The organism is Treponema sp. UBA7567, assembly GCF_002476655.1.
In the GTDB taxonomy this organism is placed as follows: domain Bacteria; phylum Spirochaetota; class Spirochaetia; order Treponematales; family Treponemataceae; genus Treponema_D.
Map to the genome: position 1 here is coordinate 22,672 of NZ_DLLH01000022.1, position 16,855 is coordinate 39,526.

Below are 16,855 nucleotides of genomic sequence, written 5' to 3' on the forward strand. Positions count from 1 at the left end.
TTTACGCCTTTTTCTTTGTTATCATAAATACAAAATTTATAATCAAAATAAAAAAGAATAAAACAACCGAAGTTGCAATCAAAGCTTCACGGTGAAGTCCGGCGGCATATCCCATTTCAAGAACAATATTTGCCGTTAAAGTGCGGATTCCTTTTACAAGTCCGCGAGGCATAACCGCCTGATTTCCGGCAACCATAATTACAGCCATAGTTTCGCCGACCGCACGTCCAACTCCAAGAATAATTCCCGCAATAATTCCAGATTTTGCGGCAGGAAGCTCAGCAAAAAATACGCTTCGCTCCTTACAGGCGCCCAAAGCAAGAGAGCCTTCGTAATAAAGCTCAGGAACAGCCCTCAAAGAAGTTTCGCTAACGCTTATAATCGTCGGAAGAATCATTATTGCAAGCACAATCGAAGCAGCAAGAATACTAGTTCCGCTTCCTCCAAAAACTGAACGGATTACCGGCACAATAGCCGTCAAACCAAAAAATCCGTATACGACAGAAGGAATTCCAGCCAAAAGATTTACACCGTGCTTCATAACAGGATAAAACTTTGCAGGACAAAAACGAGCCATATAAATCGCCGTCATAATTCCAAATGGAACGCCAAGAATAATTGCACCGAATGTTACGACAAGGCTTCCAACAATCATTGGAAAAATTCCGTACAAATCAATCTCAGGCTTCCATTTCATTCCAAGCAAAAAGTTTCCAAAACCAATTTTCTGCATTGCCGGCACGCCATTTGCAAACATAAAAAAACAAATCAATGCAACCGCCGCAACACTCACGCTCGCCGCAAGCAAAAAAATCAATTTCATTGTCGATTCTAATTTTGTTTTCAAAATATTTCCTTCAACAATTCAAGAACTAAAAAACTGGACTGCCCTCAAAAATCACGCATGCTCCGTTTTTAAGCATTCACATCACTTTTTTTGACAGTCCGCCTTTTTTACCAACCAAAAACTACTTTACTTCGCTCCACTTTGTAATTTCGCCTACAAAGATTTTGCGAACCTGTTCTTTTGTAAGACCATTTGCAGGATTCTTCTTGTTTACTACAACTGCAATACCGTCGATTGCGATTTTGTCAGCATTTACGCCAGTTTCGCTTGCTTTAAGGTCACGGCTAGCCATACCAATATCGCAAACACCCTGAATTGCACTGTTTACACCTGTTGTAGAATCACTCTGAGAAACTTCAACAACGATTCCAGGGTTTACTTCTTTGAATGCTTCAGCAAGTTTTTCCATAACAGGGAAAACCGAAGAAGAACCAGCAACTGTAACTTTTCCTGATTTTACATTTGCAAGATATGGCTGATTTTTAGCAACAGCAATGTAGCCTTTCTTTTCTACAATTGCCTGGCCATCAGCAGAAAGAATAAATCTCTTAAATTCGCTCGCGGCAGGAGAAAGACCGTCTTTTGTTACAATGTTAAAAGGACGGCTAACTTTGTATGAGCCATTTTTGATATTTGCAACAGAAGCAACTGCACCGTCAATTTCCAAAGCCTTTACAGTGCTATTCAAAGAACCGAGGGAAATATATCCGATTGAAGAAGGATTTCCAGAAACAGAAGTAATTACAACTTCTGTACTGTTTGTAATATCAGCGGAATCAACTGTCATATCAACTTTTTTGCCCTGAGCATTTTTAGCTTCGACACCAAAAAGTTCAACAAAAGCTCCGCGGGTTCCAGAGCCAGCCTCACGAGAAATTACAGTAATCGAATCCTTAATTTTTCCATCTTTCTTTCCCCATGGCCAAGCCCACAAATCTGAACCAAAAAGAGCCAAACCAGCAACTGCCAAAACTGCAATCTTATTAATTTTCATAGTAAAAACCTCCTGTATGAAAATCTAATTTACAATAAGCAATTTAAGTCTGCGCTGTAAAAATTGTGCTATAAAATTGTTAAAATTCGGTTAAATTTTTTGGAGCGCATTTTTCTCTCAATCCGGCCAACCGCCANNTTGGCTAATGTCCGGGCTAAAAATTGCATAAAAAAAATCAAGTGCATCCGTAATTTTTTAGATTTTTTTTAGAAATATTGTTTTTTAGTGTTTTATCTATTATATTTAAAGTCAGATTTGCAGATGTAATATAACGGTAGTATACGACCTTCCCAAGGTTGGCGCGCGGGTTCGACTCCCGTCATCTGCTCATTTTGGAGTAAAGAGTTCGTGTCTCCTTATTTTTCGACAATCACCTGCATAAATATTTTTTCCCTTGTAATTCTTTTTGTTTTGGTTTCCGGGAATTCTATAATCAGCACTTATCAAAAAAATAAATTTCAGACAACAGGCGCAATTGTTTTTTTAATCTGCATTATGGAAGTGCTCACGATAATTTTTAACAACACTCCGCCAAAATTCAAATTTTTCCATATTGCTTCAAATTATATCGGTTTTAGCCTTACTCCAGCCGTCTACGTTTCTTTGAGCAAGGCACTTTTTCCACACATTGGCGAAAATCGTTTTAAAATAAATCCAATGGTTCTTTTATGCGCAATTTATTCGCTCTGGCTTCTTGTTTCGCTGATTGCAACTCCAAAATACAGCGTTTTTTACGTTGATAAAGAAAATCATTATTCAAGGGCAAAGGGCTTTTTTGTTTACGTAGTTTTTTACATGCTCAGTCTTTTTTATTTTTTGCTCACAAACATCCGGCTTTCTATGCGTTTTTGGAAAAATAACGGAATTGTACTGCTTCTTAACTTTTTGCTTGTTTTTTTTGGAAGCATCGTTCAATTTTTTTATCCCGAAATTCAAATTACGTGGCTTACAATAAACATTTCCCTCCTGACTTATTACATCTATCACACAACTCTTTACCAGCAGTTAGACGTCCAAACCTGTCTTTTAAATTACGGAAATTTAAAAAAATGGCTCTGCCGCCAAAAAAAAGACCACTGCATTGTTGTTGCAGAAATTGACAATTTTGCAAAACTTAAACTAAATTATTCACGCAAAGAAATCGACAGGATTATTGTGACTGTTTCAAAAATTTTCAATAAATTTTTCAAAAAATACGGTCAGTGCTACAGAATCGGAAGTGAAGAATTTTTAGCGACAATAAGCGACATGACGCTCAATTTTGACGAGCTCAACCGCAAATTTTTTATCGAATTTATAAAAGAAAGTTTCGATTTTAAAGAAATGCCTCTTGTTACTCTAGGTTACGCAAAAATTTCGAAAAATTCCGATTTAGACAAAATTTTATCGCTGACAGACATAAAAAAACGCGAATTCATAAAAAAACGTCCAGAATATTTGAGCTAAAAATCAATTTTTGCTTTATTCTGGCACAAAAATATAACCACATTTGCTCACAGAAACTATGTGGCGAGGATTTTTTTTGTCGTCCTCTATTAGATTGCGCAAAGTCCGGATATTTACGTAAATGTTGCTTTCGAGAGTTTTTTCGTCCGGAATAGGCTCATTCCAAACGTTTTGATAAATCGCCTCAAACGACAGGATTTTGTTTGAATTTCGGATAAAATAAAGCATCATATCGAACTGTTTTTTTCGCATTGGAATTTTCTTTCCATTTTTACAAACCGTAAAAGAATTCAAATCAAGTTCAAAAATTCCATTGGCATAAATCGTTTCGAGTGTATTTTTGTTAAAATCAATTAGCAAAGATTTTTCAAGCATTCTTTTTATTCGCAAAATCAATTCTTCAATGTAAAAAGGCTTTGTAATATAATCGTCACAACCTTCTCTAAAACCTTCAACCTTGCTTTTTTCGGTATTTATCGAAGAGACAATCATAACTGGAAGAATTTTGTCTTGAAGCCGAATCGAATGTAAAACTCTCATTCCTCCAATGTCATCTCCAAGATTTAAATCCAAAATTACAAGGCTTATAAAATTTTTTGAAAGTTTTCTGTATGCGTCTTTTGCGTTAAAACATTGAATTACTTCAAATCCCTGCTCAACAAGATTTTTGGCAATAAAATTATTCAGCGACTCAGAATCTTCAACTACCATTATAATTTCTTTTTCGTCCATTCAACCAAGCCTCTTAAAAATCACAGTAAAAATACTGCCGCTCACTGCTTCAGAATTTTCCGCATATTCAAGCTCAAGCCCGTTCAATTTGCAAATTTCATTTACAACATAAAGCCCAAGCCCGACAGACTGCTCATTTTTTCCGTGTTTTGAACCGATTCCTGCAAAACGATTAAATAGAACCGGCCTTTTTTCTTCAGGAATTCCAACTCCATCATCAATTACACGCAAAAAAGTATTTTCTTCGCTTGCATCGATTCTAACTTTTATATTTCCCTCTGGAAAAGTATATTTTATCGCATTATCTACAAGATTTACATAAATTCCTTTTAAGCTGTTTTCGTCACAAAAAATGCGCGGATTTTGAAAATTACATTCAAATGCAAAAGCTTGATTTTTTCGTTTGGCTTTTTGAATCAAAAATTTGTTTTCTTCTAAAAGAAATTCTTCAAGATTTATAATTTTTGGATTTACAAGATAACGTCCGTCTGAAATTCTGTAAGAATTCAAAACATTCTGAATAATTATGTTTATCTGGCCGGCGCAATCGCAAATACTTTGAATTTCTGACAGAAGCCTCTCGCTTTTTTCGTCTTTTGCCATTTTCTGCAATTTTTGAATTTCATTCAACAAAACCGTGAGCGGCGTATTTACGTTGTGCGTTACAAAATACAAAAAAGTGCTTTTTTCTTTTTCGCTTTTTAAAAGCTCCTGTTTTTCAAGCCAAAGATTTCTGTAATTTTCGAGAATCCGAATTCGTCCAAGCAATGCCGAAATATCAAACGGCCGCACAAGAAAATCATTTATCTGGCCTTCAAAATTTTTTTCCATAAGATAAGAATTGTATTTGTTCACAAGCATCAAAACTGGAAACTCAAGAACCGCATATTTTTTCCGAATTGTCTTGCAAAGATAAAAAGCCTCGTCATTTTCCGATTCCGGCGAAATTATCAGCATTTGAATAAGATCGTCTTCGATTGCAAAAAGCGCTTTTTGAGAACGCTCCAAAATTCGCACAAAAAAACCATAAGACTGCAAAACAAGCCTCAAAGTCAGATTGTAAGAATTTACATCTCCATAAATTCCAATAGAAATTCTAGGTTCGACATCTTTTTTTACAGGAACATTTTTCACAAGCTGAAGCAAAATATCTTTTTCTGAAATTTTTTGATTATCGCTATAAGTTTTTTGACCAATTATGTCTTTTATAAGATGAATGTTTTTTGTAATAAGTCTGGCAGCAGAAATTTGAGAATTTTCGTCAAGCGGCTCAGAAAGAATTCCAGACATTGCCTGAATTGTCTGCAAAGGCTTTGAAATTTCGGACAAGACAGTTTCGTAAGATTCGTTTTTTTCGTCTTCAGTTTTTTTAACTGCCGATTTTTCGTCTTCGAGAGTGTCAGAAAAAAAATCCTGCAAAGAATCAGCTTTGTTTTCTTTTTCTTCAAAAATTGAATTGAGCATAAAACCCAAAACTGTAATCAAAATTTCTATGCACACTACGCTGTAAAAGACAATTTCAAAATATTCGCTTTTAAATTCATGCCAAAAAAAAAGAAAAATAAGAAGAATTACAGAAAATACGCTGATTAGTATCGAGAGATTTTTTTTCATTCGTTTCCCTCCGTAAAATATACATTTATTTTTCAAAAATTACCATTGCGCCTTAAAAAAATAGATTGAATGAAATATTCCATTCGTGCCAGTTTTTTTTATAATTGCGCAAAAAAGAATAGCCGCCCTTAAAAGACGCGTTTTTGGAAACAGACAGGCAGGTTTCAATTCCAAATTTTGAACGCAAATATTCGGTATCAAAAACATTCAGCATAAAGTCCGCATAAATTTTGGTTCTAAAAATATCAATTCCGGCAATAAAACCTGTTTCTCCGCCAGCAAAAAGTTCCGTTCCGTAACTGTACGACGGAGAAAAATAACAGTCGATTCCGGCCAAAGCATAAAGTTGAACTCTAGAAATTGGACGAATACTAAAACCGTACAAAGTTTTTAAGCGCCAGGCAAAATTCTCAGAACCGTCTTTGTCAAGATTTTTTTCAACCCCGGTCAAAAGCTGCGAAGCACCGTTAAAGAAAAATAAATCGCTTGTCGGAAGCGAAATTATCGAAAGCAAATCTGCTTTTTGAAGATAAAATTCGTTTCTAGAAAAATTATACCGCAAATCAACCATTGCAAAGGCAAGCTCCGAGTTCTCAGAATATCCAGCCGAACGCTCAAGCTGCTCATGCGCGGTCAGACGGAAATTTGTCCCGATAAAGCCACCTTTTTTGTCGTATCCGCCGGCAAAAGCAATTTTTTTAGAACCATGCGCTTCTTCCGGATGCGCAGGAACCGAAAATTCCGGCGGATTAAGTTTTCCAAGCTTGCGTCTGGCAGACAAAACAGAAAGATAGCGGGGTCTGTATTCATCCGAAGATATTTTATTTGAATGAAGAAGAACGTTCAGATAATCTGCGCAAAGTTCCCAGATTGCGGCCTGTTTTTCAGGCGAAATATCCTTAAAAGGAAAATCTTCCGCAGTTGTTTTTCCAAGGCAAAGTTTTTTTGCAAATTTTTGTTCTTTTTTTGTCAAAAGTGCCTTTTCATTTTCTATTTTTGAATAAACCGACGGTCTGTATTCAACTTTATCCGCAAGGCCAGATTCGTAAACCAATTTTACAGTTTCGACAGGTTCTACAACGCCGCCAATCAATTCGGTCACTTTTGTCGAAGGGCGAGCCGCTTCTATCAAAAAAAGCAGGTTGTAAGAGCAGTTTTCGCCAGTAAAATAATATCTTGAATAAATTCCTGCCAAGTCAAAAACATGGCGAAGCATTCTATCTTTTTCGTCATCTGTCAGATTGAGCCGGTATTCCCACATATCGCGCATATCCATATCAGAATACTGCTTGATTTTTTCGTAATATGCTTCAAAACCATAATATCCGTGAAAACCGCCTACAAGTCCCAAGATTGCATAAAGCGGACCGCCAGTCATACTCGTTACAGCGCCGTAATTTATAGAATTTGCAGTAAGGCGAGGACGTCCTTTTGTTTCGACCAAAAGAAAAGTGTGTCCAAAAACCGAGGCCGGTCTTTTTAAATATCCTGCCGGAAAAACCAGATAAATATCGCCCGGATTTAATTTTGCAAAAAGCGCCTGATAAGCGGCATCTCCGTCATAAGGAAAATCGCTATTTTTAAGCCCAAGTTTTTCGCAAATCCATCTGTAACGTCCCGGAAAACGTTCAATTGCGTGTTTTTTAATTTTTGTATTTTTTTCTGAGCCGTCAGTTTCTTTTTGACTTTCAGAGTTTATTTCTTCTTTAGTTTCTTCAGGAATTTCAATTTTTTCTTCAAAAAATGCGCGGACTGTCGCTATAAGTTCAGCGCGCGGATTAGTTTTTCCATTTTTTGCGCAAAAAAATTCTGGATCGTCAACAAGGCTTTTATAATGTCCAAAAAATAAAGGCTTATAATGAACCAAAGTGCGCCAATAAGGTTCTTCCCAAAGTTTTAAGTCTTGTGCCTTTTGGATTACTTCTTCAACATCAATCGATTTTTTTTGCCCGATTAGATTCTCTACAGAAAAACTCTCTTCAACACCAGTCTTCTGTCCGAAATTTAAAAAAAAACTTTCTCCAATGCCTTTCTCTATATTAACTTCCGAAAATGCAGAAAAAATAAAAAAAAGAGAAAAAATGCCTATAAACAAATAAGGTACGGCTTTACGACCGTACCTTACCTTGCTGATTGAAAAAATCAACTTAGCTTACAAAAGAATAAATTTTGCTTGTAACTTCTTCAGCAGAAACATCTGCAGAAGTGAAGATTTCATCAAAATTGTTCTGAAGAGCAGCTTTGAAAGCAACCGAGTCAGAAACATTGAGCATAGTTGAAAGAGTGTCGATGTATTCGCCTTCACCCTTAGCAATGTCTGCTGCAAGAGCGTCCATGTTGTCTGCTACGAACTGATTTGTTTCTGTCATTCCAATAAGACCTTGGTCATATCCAGAAGTTCCGAATGTGATAGCAAACGCCTGGTTCCACCAAAACCAGTTGTTGAGCCATGAAGCGAGAAGATCATAAACAGGACCAGATTTATCTCCAATGAGAACATAACCAAGACCAGGACCTACGTTTGTTGCAAAAGCCGAAGAAGAAAGAACCAACATTCCGGCAGCAACCAAAGCAGCAATCTTTTTTCTTAACATAAAAAACCTCCTATGTTTTTTCTACTTAAAAAATCTCACTAGATTTTTTTGTTTAACAACTAAACAAATACTATTAGAAAAAACTAAAAAAAATCTAAAACAAAATAAAAAAGGGCGGTTTTATTAAGGAAAGCCGCCCTTATAAAGGACATTTCGGCAAGCAAAACGCCCGAAAATTATTTTTTTCAAGAAACTGAAAAGCAGTTTCTCGTTAAGATAAGTTTTCTTTAGAAAACTTATCTCTGGATTCTTCCAGATCCGTCGCCGCCTGCGAGCTTGTTTACCTCGTCCTCAGAAACCATGTTGTAGTCTCCGATGATTGAGTGCTTCAAGCAAGATGCCGCAACTGCCCAGTTGATAGAATCCTGTGTGTTCATTCCCTTGAGCTGAGAGTGGATAAGTCCGCCGCCGAATGAGTCGCCGCCGCCAACGCGGTCAACGATGTTCATGTCGTACTGCTTAGAGAAAGCGTAGTCTTTGTCATCAACATAGAGAAGAGCCTGCCATAAGTTGCGGTTAGCGTTGATTGATGTGCGGAGAGTGATTGCAACTTTCTTGAAGTTGAATTTCTCTTTGAGCTGGCGAGCAACTGAAAGGTATCCTTCGTTGTTCAATTCACCCTTAGTTGTGTCTGTTCCTTCAGACTTGATTCCGAACACGTCGTTTGCGTCGTCTTCGTTAGAGATACAAACATCAACGTACTTGCAGATTTCTGTCATCGCTTTGCGCGCTTCGTCTTTTGTCCAAAGCTTTCCGCGGTAGTTGAGGTCGCAAGAAGTTGTGATTCCCTTCTCGTGAGCTGCCTTGCATCCTTCGATACAAGCCTGAACCATGTTTGGTCCGAGAGCTGGAGTGATTCCTGTGATGTGGAACCAAGAAGCTCCTTCAAGGATTTTGTTCCAGTCGAATTCTTCCGGCTTAGCAAGCTGGATTGAAGAGCCTGCACGGTCGTAAACGCATTTTGAGCCGCGCTGTGAAGCTCCTTTCTCGTTGTAGTAGATACCAACACGTGGACCGCCGCGAACGATATATTCTGTGTGAACTCCGTATTTGCGGAGAGAGTTTACAGCAGCCTGTCCAATCTCGTGTGTAGGAAGTTTTGATACAAAGTAAGCGTCATCACCGTAGTTTGCCAAAGAAACTGCTACGTTTGCTTCTCCGCCGCCGAAAGTTGTTGTCATTGAGTCAACCTGAACGAAACGATAATAGTCAGCAGGCTGGATGCGAAGCATCAATTCACCAAAAGTTACTACTTTTGCCATTTTGTGTGTCTCCTAAAAAATATTTTTACGGATTAAAACCGCTAATTTTAGATATAGAATATATCAAATATAAGCAAAACTATCAATTGGAAGAATTAGAGAAAAATTTACATTTCTAAAACAAAGCGTTTAAATGCAATATTATTTGTTTTTGCTGACACTTTTTTTAAAATCTGCTAAATTCTCTCTGCAAAATACAGGGGAACTGTGTGCAATTCACAGGCTCGACGCGGAACGGTAAGACTGGCATTTAAATGGTTGTTTTTAACTGTACTTGCCTTTTAAGTCCGAATACCTGTTTTTTACCGTCTTTTTTTTAAGGCGATTTTACAAATCCGGCTCTACGCAACACTCTGGAGTCAAGGAGAAATTTTTATGAAAAGCACACGCTTTGTTTTTGGCCGTGCACTTGCCGTTTTGTGCGCGCTTCTTTTTGTTTCTTTTGGTTTTATGTCTTGTCAGCAGGAAGACGATGATAATGGACTTCCAGACGGAGTTTATGAACTCTCAGACAATTCTGCTTTAATTGGAACTTGGGTAAATTCTTATTCAGGCGGAACGGATGTATACAGGATTACATCCAGCACATTCGATAATAGCGGTACATATAGTTATAATGGCACAACAAGCACTTACAACTCATACGCAGGAAATAATCTCGTAGTTTCTTACACAAATGACGCAGCAACTTCAGGTTATATCTATATAAAATACACTCGTGCAATGAATTCTGACTATTCTTATTCTGAGACCGCTCCAGATGTCGGCAAATGGTACGCAATTGCATTTAAAGAATTAACAGCTTCTTCAGTTTCGCTTTCCGGCGCATATAACGCTTCTGGAAAAATTTCGGCCGAAACTCTCGAAGAAGCAATTTCTACTTTTACTATTGCCAACGGATATTTTGATAATTACAGCGAATGCGTAAAACAGTAGGTTTTCTGTTTTTATTTCTTGCAACCGGGGTTTTAGGGGCGGAGCCCCTAGGAGATGGGGTAGCGGCCAACGAAGTGGACGCGCAGGGGAAGGCTTTCCCCTCCTCTATTTCTGATTCAGAACCGGAAATTTCGCTTCCGAAAATCGTCACTTATGTTTCGGCGCCGGTTGTTGAGCAGCGGATTGTTTTTTCTAAGGAAGACATTGAAAAGCTTCATGCAGAGGATCTTTCTGCTGTTGTGCGCCAGGCTGGGATTCAGAGCCTTGATTACGGCGCTTACGGGTTGGAAAGCAAGCCTTCGATCCGCGGTTTTACGGACGAAACGGTTCGTGTTGTTATTGACGGGCTGTGCATGAACAACGCTCAAACCGGCACTTTTGATTTTTCTTCGATAAATGTTGCTGACGTCGAAAAAATCGAAATTGTGCGCGGCGGTTTTACGGAAGGAACGGAAGATGAAGGTTCTGTTGGCGGCGCAATTTACATCACCACAAAAAAGCATGCTTTTGGACGGCAATTTTCGTCGGACACTGCCCTAAAATCCTTTTTTAACCAGAATTTTCCGCTCGACACGGTAATTCAAAAAATCGCATATTCTGCGGCCTTGTCGGAAAATTCTTTTCTTTCGGTAAGCGCAAAAGGCGGTTTTGCAAAAAATTCTTACATTTATAAAACTTCTCAAAATTCCTTTAAGGAACGCAAAAATTCTTCTGTTAAAGACGGCAATGGCGACATTCGCTTTACGCACTGGCACAACGGAAGCAGGATTACCGCGGCTTCTTCTGTTTATTACGGCGACAAAGAAACTCCAGGCGTTGAATATTCGACAAATCAAGGAAAGCAAAAGGACTTTAACGTAAACTTTACGCTTTCGTCGTTTTCTCCGGGCCTTTTTGGAAAAATGAACCTGACTTCAAACCTCGCATACTTGCGCAACGACAGAAAATACAAGGACAATTATGGTCCAAGCAGGCACAAAATCAACGATTTTAAAGGTTCTGTCGCGGCGGATTTTTACAGATGCGGAATTTTTGCTCAGAGCGCGGCTGTTTCGTTTGACCTTACGCATTTAAATTCAACAAATTCTGGAATTCATTTTCAGCCGTCTGGAGTTTTTAAAGAAACTTCAAAACTCTATTTCAACAGTTTTTTCTCAATGACCGTTCCGATTGCGATAAAATTCTGCGGAAAAAATCTTGCTTTTATTCCAAAAATTGGATTTGCTGCTAAATTTTCAAAAATCGAAATCTTGCTCGACGGCTACAGAATGGTTCAGTTTCCGAATATGGACGATCTTTATTGGGAAGGTTCGGGTTACCACGGAAATCCAGATTTAAAACCAGAACAAGGCTGGGGAGCGGATTTGACGTTCAACCTTAAAAATAAAATTTTGCCTTCTTCTATCCAGTTTTTTTCAAATTTTTACGAAAAAAAAATCACTTGGAGCGGCGGAACTACTCAAAATGTAAACAGCGCATTCTATTTTGGAGTTGATTTTAACGCGCAAAAAACTTTTTTTGACGGAATTTTGACTTTAAAAGCCAGCGGCGAATATCTTTACAACGAGCTTGTGGATAAATCCAACGAGCTCACCTACAAAAAAAGAATAATGTGGACTCCGGATTTTACAGGAACTGCGCAGGCAATTGTCGATTTAAAAAAATTTGACTTTTCGGTCTCGGCGCAATACACAGGAAAACGCTATAAATCGAATATGAATATAACTTTTCTTGAACCGTACACTCTGCTCAACCTTAACCTGAATTTAAAATTCTGGAAAAAAATTCTTATCTATTTTAAGGCGGACAATATTTTGAATGAACGCTATCAGTCGGTCGAAAATTATCCAATGCCAGGAACTTCGCTCACGATTGGCTGCAAAATCAAAACTGAGAATGAAAAAGCGAATTTACGTTGAGCCGAAAAATTACGCGGTTTAAGGCAGACAAAAACGGCTTAGAAAAAAACAATATCGTAACGACAGTGCTCAATGCCAAACCAAGGTTAAAAGCAAAACCGCCTGCAAGCATAACAAAAAGTGATTTTACATTGTCGATTCCAAACATAAAAACGCTGCTCAAATCCGCAATCGGTCCAGTTATAAAAATAATCACCAAAAATGATGAAATACAAAAAACGCAATAATCCAAAATTCCAAAATTTACGGCCTTGTTTTTTTGAAGAATTTTGTTGCGTCCAAACCGAAAGCGCCGAACAAAGCCAAAAATTGCGCCAAAAATTCCCCATGAAGTCATCTGGTACAAAGTCCACGGACCTTGCCCAAAAATAAAATTCGACAAAAGCGCGGAAAGCGAGCCAATCAAAAAACCGCGCAAACTGCCAAGAGCAATTCCGCTCAGACAGATTATTGCCATGACTGGATTAAAATATGGAACAAAACTAAAAATTGAACGGAGCGCAATGCAAAAAGCGCATAAATCCGCAACGAGAATAAGTTCTCCGCTGGAAGGGCGGGTGCGTTCGTAAGCAAAATAAAAACCGAGATTTATCAAAACTAAAAAGGCGAGCACAACGCCCTGGCCGCTTTGCCAAAAATTCATTTTTCCGCCTCCACCTCAGAATTTTTGCCGGTTGAATTTTCAAATCCGCGCAAAAGACGGTTGCGCGCCGTTGTGTAAAAAATATTTTTTTCAAAAAAGTCCGAAGTTTTTTCTAAGCCGCAAATCCGCCCTTCAAACATAAGCCCGGTAAAATCCGCGGTATACGCACAAAATTCCAAATCGTGGCAAACAAGAACTATTGAAATTCCAGAGCGCGCCAAATTTTTTAAGAGCAGGCTAAATTCTTTTTTGAACGCGTTGTCCAAACCTTTTGTCGGCTCATCCAAGAGAAGAATTTTTGGTTTTTGAAGAAGAATTTTTGCGAGCGCAAGTTTTTGCATTTCTCCGCCAGACAAATCATAAGGATGATGCAAAAAATTTTCTTTAAGCGAAAAAATTGCGTTTTCCATCACAAAATCATTTTTTTTCGATTCTAATTTCGCGCTCAAAGAAACATTTTCGTTCAAAACAGAATTTCCGTCTTTTTTCCAGCCACATTCTTCAAGTTCTTCCAGAACAGTTTGCTTTGTAAAAATATTGCGCACGTTTTGAGGAAGCATAAAAATTTTATTGCGCGCAGTTTTTTCAATTTTTACGGTTCCACGGGAACTTTTTAAAAGCGAACACAAAATTTTGAGCAAGGTTGATTTTCCACTGCCATTTGCTCCTGCAATCGCGTAAATTTTTCCTTCTTCGATACAAAAATCAAGTTCCTGCAAAATCCATGGCAAAGTTTTTTCGTATCTAAAACTCAAATTTTTTATTTTAACAAGATTTTTTGATTTTTGAGGGCAGTTTTTTTCATCAAATTGATGATTTTTTTCATTTTTTAAATTTTCATCGCCTTCCAAAAGGCTAAAAATTTCCGGTTCAAGTTTTCCGCCTTTTTCTAAAAATTCCAAAATCCAGGAGCGTCCCTGGGCAACACTCAGCGGAAGTTTTTCGGGCTTTTTTTCAAAACGAGAAATGATTTTCGAAGCCGTCGGTAAAAATTCAATCAAATCTTTTTTTTGACAGGAAAGAATTTTCTGACAAAAATTTTCTGGTTTTTCGTCAAAAAGGATTTGCATTTTGTCCAAAAACAAAATTTTGCAGGCTTTTTCAAAAAGTTCTTCCAGCCGATGTTCGCAAATTACAACTGTCGTTCCAAACTCACTATTGATTTTTTTTACGGTGTTTAAGAAATTTGAAGCCGCAATCGGGTCAAGCTGGCTCGTTGGCTCATCAAGCAAAAGAAAATCCGGGTTTAACGCCATTGTGCTTGCAAGATTTAAAAGCTGTTTTTGTCCGCCAGAAAGATTTTCGGTTTTTGAGCAAAGCCAGTCAGAAATTCCAAAATACGCCGCCATTTCCGCAACCCGGCGTTCCATAATTTTTCTTGGAACCGCTGTATTTTCGAGGGCAAATGCAAGTTCGTGCCAAACTTTGTCCGTTACAAGCTGAGAGTCAAAATTCTGAAAAACAAATCCGGTTTTTTGACCGAGTTTTTTAAGCTCATTTTCGAACTGAAGAAGAAAAGTTGTCTTTCCTGAGCCGGATTTTCCGCAAACTACAACAAAATCCCCTTTTTTTATAAAAAAATCCGTTCCGTTAAAATTGATTTTATAATTCATTTTTTAATCCTCAGAAAAAAATTTAATAATCATTGGCAAAAACAAAAATCCTGCAAAGGCAAAAAAAGTTTCCGCCGACTGAAGGTTTGCAAAAATTTTTGAAAAATTTGTTACAGGATAAAAATTGACCGCGCAGGTTCCGTTTTTTATTCCGCAGACAACAAAAAAAGCGCAAAAACTCAAAAAAAACAGTTCAAAAAAATCTGAAAGTCTCCAGCGATAATTCAAAAAACTAGTGCGCCTTGCTGTTCCGTAACCGCGTTTTTCCATGCTCAAAGCCGTCATTACGCCGTCTTCCAAAATTGAACTCATAACCGCGTTCAAAACCGAAAATTTTTGCTTAAAAGTCGATTTTTTTAATCCGATTGCACAACGACCGTCAAAAATTTCGCGCCCCCGCCTTATGCAAAAAGGAACAAGCCGCAAAATCATCACCATCATCAAGCTTACAGAAGGAAAAACCGGCGCAAAAAGATAAGTGAATTTGTCCACGGTCATTACGCAGCCGAAGCACAAAAACCATTCAAACATTACTAAAAAAACAAGCCCCATATTGAGGCCGTAAATAAACGCTTCTTTTGTAAAAGGTTTTCCAAAAATCAAAAAAAGGACAGTTTCTCCCCAATGGCTTACGAGCGGATTTAGAGCAGAAAGAAAAATAAAAATTGGAACACAAAAAATTATCAGTTTTAAGCCGTGCCAGTTTTTTTGAAGAATATTGAATAAAATTCCTGCAAAAAACGAAAGTCCCAAATAAAAAGGATGGCGGATTGCAACACAAAAACAGATTATCCCTAAAAACCACAAAAAATCGACAAGCGGATGCGTGCATTTTTTAAAAACTGAATCTTTTTTTTTAAGCAAATTTCTTGTTTTTCTTGAATTGAATAAATCTTCCATCAAAAATTGAGCCTCATCAAAAAACCGTTCGGCAAAATTCCAACCTGAATATTTTCGTTTGTTTCTGTTTTTTTTGGCTGATGCAAAAAAGGAACTAAAAATCCTGTGCAAGAACCGATCAGCGCTCCAACCGCGACATCGCTTACAAAGTGATTTCCGGACAAAACGCGGCTTACGGCTGTTGCAGCTGCAAAAGAAAAACTTCCGGCGCAAACAGCGTAACGCAACGGGCTTTCAGGAAAATATTTCCAAAAAACATAACTCGAAAAAGCGGCTCCAGCAAAAGCCATTGTTGAGTGTCCAGACGGAAAAGAATTCGCAAAATCGCCGTCTTCTTTGTACGAATCGTAAGCATCGCCGCTTTCAAAATAGCACATTGGCCGGTAACGGTTTATTGAAAGTTTTGCAAGCTCCTTAATTCCATTCGCGATTAAAAGAGTTTCGGCATACATTAAGCCGACAGTTTTCCATTCGCTTTTTTGAGAATTTCCAAAAACAAAAATCGGACTTGCCATTGCAGAACACAAAAAAATGTTTCCGCCAACTTTATCGAGCAAAAAATTGTAATCGTTCATAAAAAGTCTGTCAAAACCGTTTACAGATTTTTTTTCAAAACTGCGGCTTTCATCAAACGTCTGCCGATTGATTTTTAAAGCGTTGTCCAAAAACAAATCCGCTCCGGACAAAAAAATTCCAGCGCCAAGCAATGCTCCGTCTTTACTTTTAGAAAGGCAAAATGGGCTTTCCGATGTACGAACATTCTTTATAAAATTTTCAGCATCCGCAAAAAATTGTGAGCAAAAACAGAAAATCAGGATTTTTAAAGGAAATGCTTTTTTCACTAATTTTTACAATTTTAAGATTTTAAATTTTACAGAACCGCTTTTAAAAACTGCTTTAAGCGTTCAGATTTAGGACTGTCAAAAATTTGAGCTGGACTTCCCTGTTCAGCAATTTTTCCACCGTCCATAAAAAAAATTCTCTGGGCAACTTCGCGGGCAAACCCCATTTCGTGAGTAACACAAACCATCGTCATTCCGTCATCTGCAAGATTGCGCATAAGTGACAAAACTTCGCCGACCATTTCCGGATCAAGGGCGCTTGTTGGCTCATCAAAAAGAATAACTTCCGGATTCATCATAATCGAGCGGATAATTGCAATTCGCTGCTGCTGGCCTCCGGAAAGGCTTGATGGATAAGCGCGTGCTTTTTCGGCAAGACCAATTCTTTTTAAGAGCGAATATGCTTTTTCTTCCGCTTCTTCAATTTTCATAATTTTGAGCATAACTGGAGCAAGAGTCAAATTTTGCAAAACGGTTTTGTGAGGAAAAAGGTTAAAATGCTGAAAAACCATT

15 protein-coding genes and 1 tRNA gene are annotated in these 16,855 nt (G+C 37.9%); 4 read left to right on the top strand and 12 right to left on the bottom strand.

What is annotated here, in order from left to right; translation table 11 throughout:
* Position 1: 1 nt before the first annotated feature.
* Together pstC and B3Y13_RS02325 are read right to left on the bottom strand one after the other, a co-directional pair.
* Complete coding sequence (gene pstC, locus B3Y13_RS02320; RefSeq protein WP_296667678.1) at positions 2-847, bottom strand: phosphate ABC transporter permease subunit PstC; 846 nt, start codon at positions 845-847, stop codon at positions 2-4.
* Between the two features lie 121 nt (positions 848-968).
* On the bottom strand, positions 969-1,841 hold the full coding sequence (locus tag B3Y13_RS02325) for a substrate-binding domain-containing protein (protein ID WP_296017481.1): 873 nt from the start codon (positions 1,839-1,841) through the stop codon (positions 969-971).
* 257 nt (positions 1,842-2,098) lie between these two features.
* Between B3Y13_RS02325 and B3Y13_RS02330 the strand changes: the two genes are divergently transcribed.
* Positions 2,099-2,169: transfer RNA gene (locus B3Y13_RS02330), tRNA-Gly, on the top strand.
* Between the two features lie 20 nt (positions 2,170-2,189).
* Positions 2,190-3,287, top strand: a complete 1,098-nt coding sequence (locus B3Y13_RS02335) for a diguanylate cyclase domain-containing protein (protein WP_296667680.1) — start codon at positions 2,190-2,192, stop codon at positions 3,285-3,287.
* A 15-nt stretch (positions 3,288-3,302) separates the two neighbouring features.
* Here the strand turns inward: B3Y13_RS02335 and B3Y13_RS02340 are convergent, their stop codons facing one another.
* From B3Y13_RS02340 to B3Y13_RS02360, 5 genes are all read right to left on the bottom strand, one after another.
* Positions 3,303-4,019, bottom strand: coding sequence for a response regulator transcription factor (locus B3Y13_RS02340; RefSeq protein WP_296667682.1), 717 nt, complete (start codon positions 4,017-4,019; stop codon positions 3,303-3,305).
* Complete coding sequence (locus tag B3Y13_RS02345) at positions 4,020-5,633, bottom strand: sensor histidine kinase (RefSeq protein WP_296667685.1); 1,614 nt, start codon at positions 5,631-5,633, stop codon at positions 4,020-4,022. It abuts the gene before it with no gap.
* Positions 5,634-5,685: 52 nt separating this feature from the next.
* Positions 5,686-7,779, bottom strand: a complete 2,094-nt coding sequence (locus tag B3Y13_RS02350) for a DUF4105 domain-containing protein (RefSeq protein ID WP_296692458.1) — start codon at positions 7,777-7,779, stop codon at positions 5,686-5,688.
* A 1-nt stretch (position 7,780) separates the two neighbouring features.
* A complete protein-coding gene (locus tag B3Y13_RS02355) occupies positions 7,781-8,227 on the bottom strand; it encodes a DUF3015 family protein (RefSeq protein ID WP_296692461.1) in 447 nt (148 codons plus the stop codon).
* A gap of 236 nt (positions 8,228-8,463) precedes the next feature.
* Positions 8,464-9,489 carry a sugar kinase gene (locus tag B3Y13_RS02360; protein ID WP_296017444.1) on the bottom strand — a complete coding sequence of 342 codons (1,026 nt, stop codon included), beginning with the start codon at positions 9,487-9,489 and terminating at the stop codon, positions 8,464-8,466.
* Between the two features lie 375 nt (positions 9,490-9,864).
* On the opposite strand from B3Y13_RS02360, the gene B3Y13_RS02365 reads away from it, so the two are divergent.
* On the top strand, positions 9,865-10,425 hold the full coding sequence (locus B3Y13_RS02365) for a hypothetical protein (protein WP_296692462.1): 561 nt from the start codon (positions 9,865-9,867) through the stop codon (positions 10,423-10,425).
* Positions 10,410-12,344, top strand: coding sequence for a TonB-dependent receptor domain-containing protein (locus B3Y13_RS02370; protein ID WP_296692465.1), 1,935 nt, complete (start codon positions 10,410-10,412; stop codon positions 12,342-12,344). The genes B3Y13_RS02365 and B3Y13_RS02370 overlap by 16 nt, the downstream gene beginning before the upstream one ends.
* On the opposite strand, the gene B3Y13_RS02375 is transcribed toward B3Y13_RS02370, so the two are convergent.
* The 5 genes from B3Y13_RS02375 to B3Y13_RS02395 form a co-directional block, all read right to left on the bottom strand.
* On the bottom strand, positions 12,310-12,987 hold the full coding sequence (locus tag B3Y13_RS02375; RefSeq protein ID WP_296692466.1) for an ECF transporter S component: 678 nt from the start codon (positions 12,985-12,987) through the stop codon (positions 12,310-12,312). The two genes, B3Y13_RS02370 and B3Y13_RS02375, sit on opposite strands and share 35 nt — an antisense overlap.
* The gene (locus B3Y13_RS02380; protein ID WP_296692469.1) at positions 12,984-14,600 is read right to left on the bottom strand and encodes an ATP-binding cassette domain-containing protein; all 1,617 of its coding nucleotides are present in this window, start codon (positions 14,598-14,600) and stop codon (positions 12,984-12,986) included. The genes B3Y13_RS02375 and B3Y13_RS02380 overlap by 4 nt, the downstream gene beginning before the upstream one ends.
* A gap of 3 nt (positions 14,601-14,603) precedes the next feature.
* On the bottom strand, positions 14,604-15,500 hold the full coding sequence (locus B3Y13_RS02385; protein ID WP_296692470.1) for an energy-coupling factor transporter transmembrane component T family protein: 897 nt from the start codon (positions 15,498-15,500) through the stop codon (positions 14,604-14,606).
* Complete coding sequence (locus B3Y13_RS02390; protein WP_296692473.1) at positions 15,500-16,342, bottom strand: phosphatase PAP2 family protein; 843 nt, start codon at positions 16,340-16,342, stop codon at positions 15,500-15,502. The genes B3Y13_RS02385 and B3Y13_RS02390 overlap by 1 nt, the downstream gene beginning before the upstream one ends.
* Before the next feature lie 29 nt (positions 16,343-16,371).
* On the bottom strand, positions 16,372-16,855 hold a 484-nt coding region (locus tag B3Y13_RS02395; protein WP_296692475.1), incomplete at its 5' end, for an amino acid ABC transporter ATP-binding protein.

What these genes read in the sequence shown, in the direction of transcription:
- B3Y13_RS02325 (WP_296017481.1), bottom strand. Translation starts at nt 1,841, where the DNA reads ATGAAAATTAATAAGATTGCAGTTTTGGCAGTTGCTGGTTTGGCTCTT.
- B3Y13_RS02340 (WP_296667682.1), bottom strand. Translation starts at nt 4,019, where the DNA reads ATGGACGAAAAAGAAATTATAATGGTAGTTGAAGATTCTGAGTCGCTG.
- B3Y13_RS02345 (WP_296667685.1), bottom strand. Translation starts at nt 5,633, where the DNA reads ATGAAAAAAAATCTCTCGATACTAATCAGCGTATTTTCTGTAATTCTT.
- B3Y13_RS02355 (WP_296692461.1), bottom strand. Translation starts at nt 8,227, where the DNA reads ATGTTAAGAAAAAAGATTGCTGCTTTGGTTGCTGCCGGAATGTTGGTT.
- B3Y13_RS02360 (WP_296017444.1), bottom strand. Translation starts at nt 9,489, where the DNA reads ATGGCAAAAGTAGTAACTTTTGGTGAATTGATGCTTCGCATCCAGCCT.
- B3Y13_RS02365 (WP_296692462.1), top strand. Translation starts at nt 9,865, where the DNA reads ATGAAAAGCACACGCTTTGTTTTTGGCCGTGCACTTGCCGTTTTGTGC.
- B3Y13_RS02370 (WP_296692465.1), top strand. Translation starts at nt 10,410, where the DNA reads ATGCGTAAAACAGTAGGTTTTCTGTTTTTATTTCTTGCAACCGGGGTT.
- B3Y13_RS02375 (WP_296692466.1), bottom strand. Translation starts at nt 12,987, where the DNA reads ATGAATTTTTGGCAAAGCGGCCAGGGCGTTGTGCTCGCCTTTTTAGTT.
- B3Y13_RS02380 (WP_296692469.1), bottom strand. Translation starts at nt 14,600, where the DNA reads ATGAATTATAAAATCAATTTTAACGGAACGGATTTTTTTATAAAAAAA.
- B3Y13_RS02385 (WP_296692470.1), bottom strand. Translation starts at nt 15,500, where the DNA reads ATGGAAGATTTATTCAATTCAAGAAAAACAAGAAATTTGCTTAAAAAA.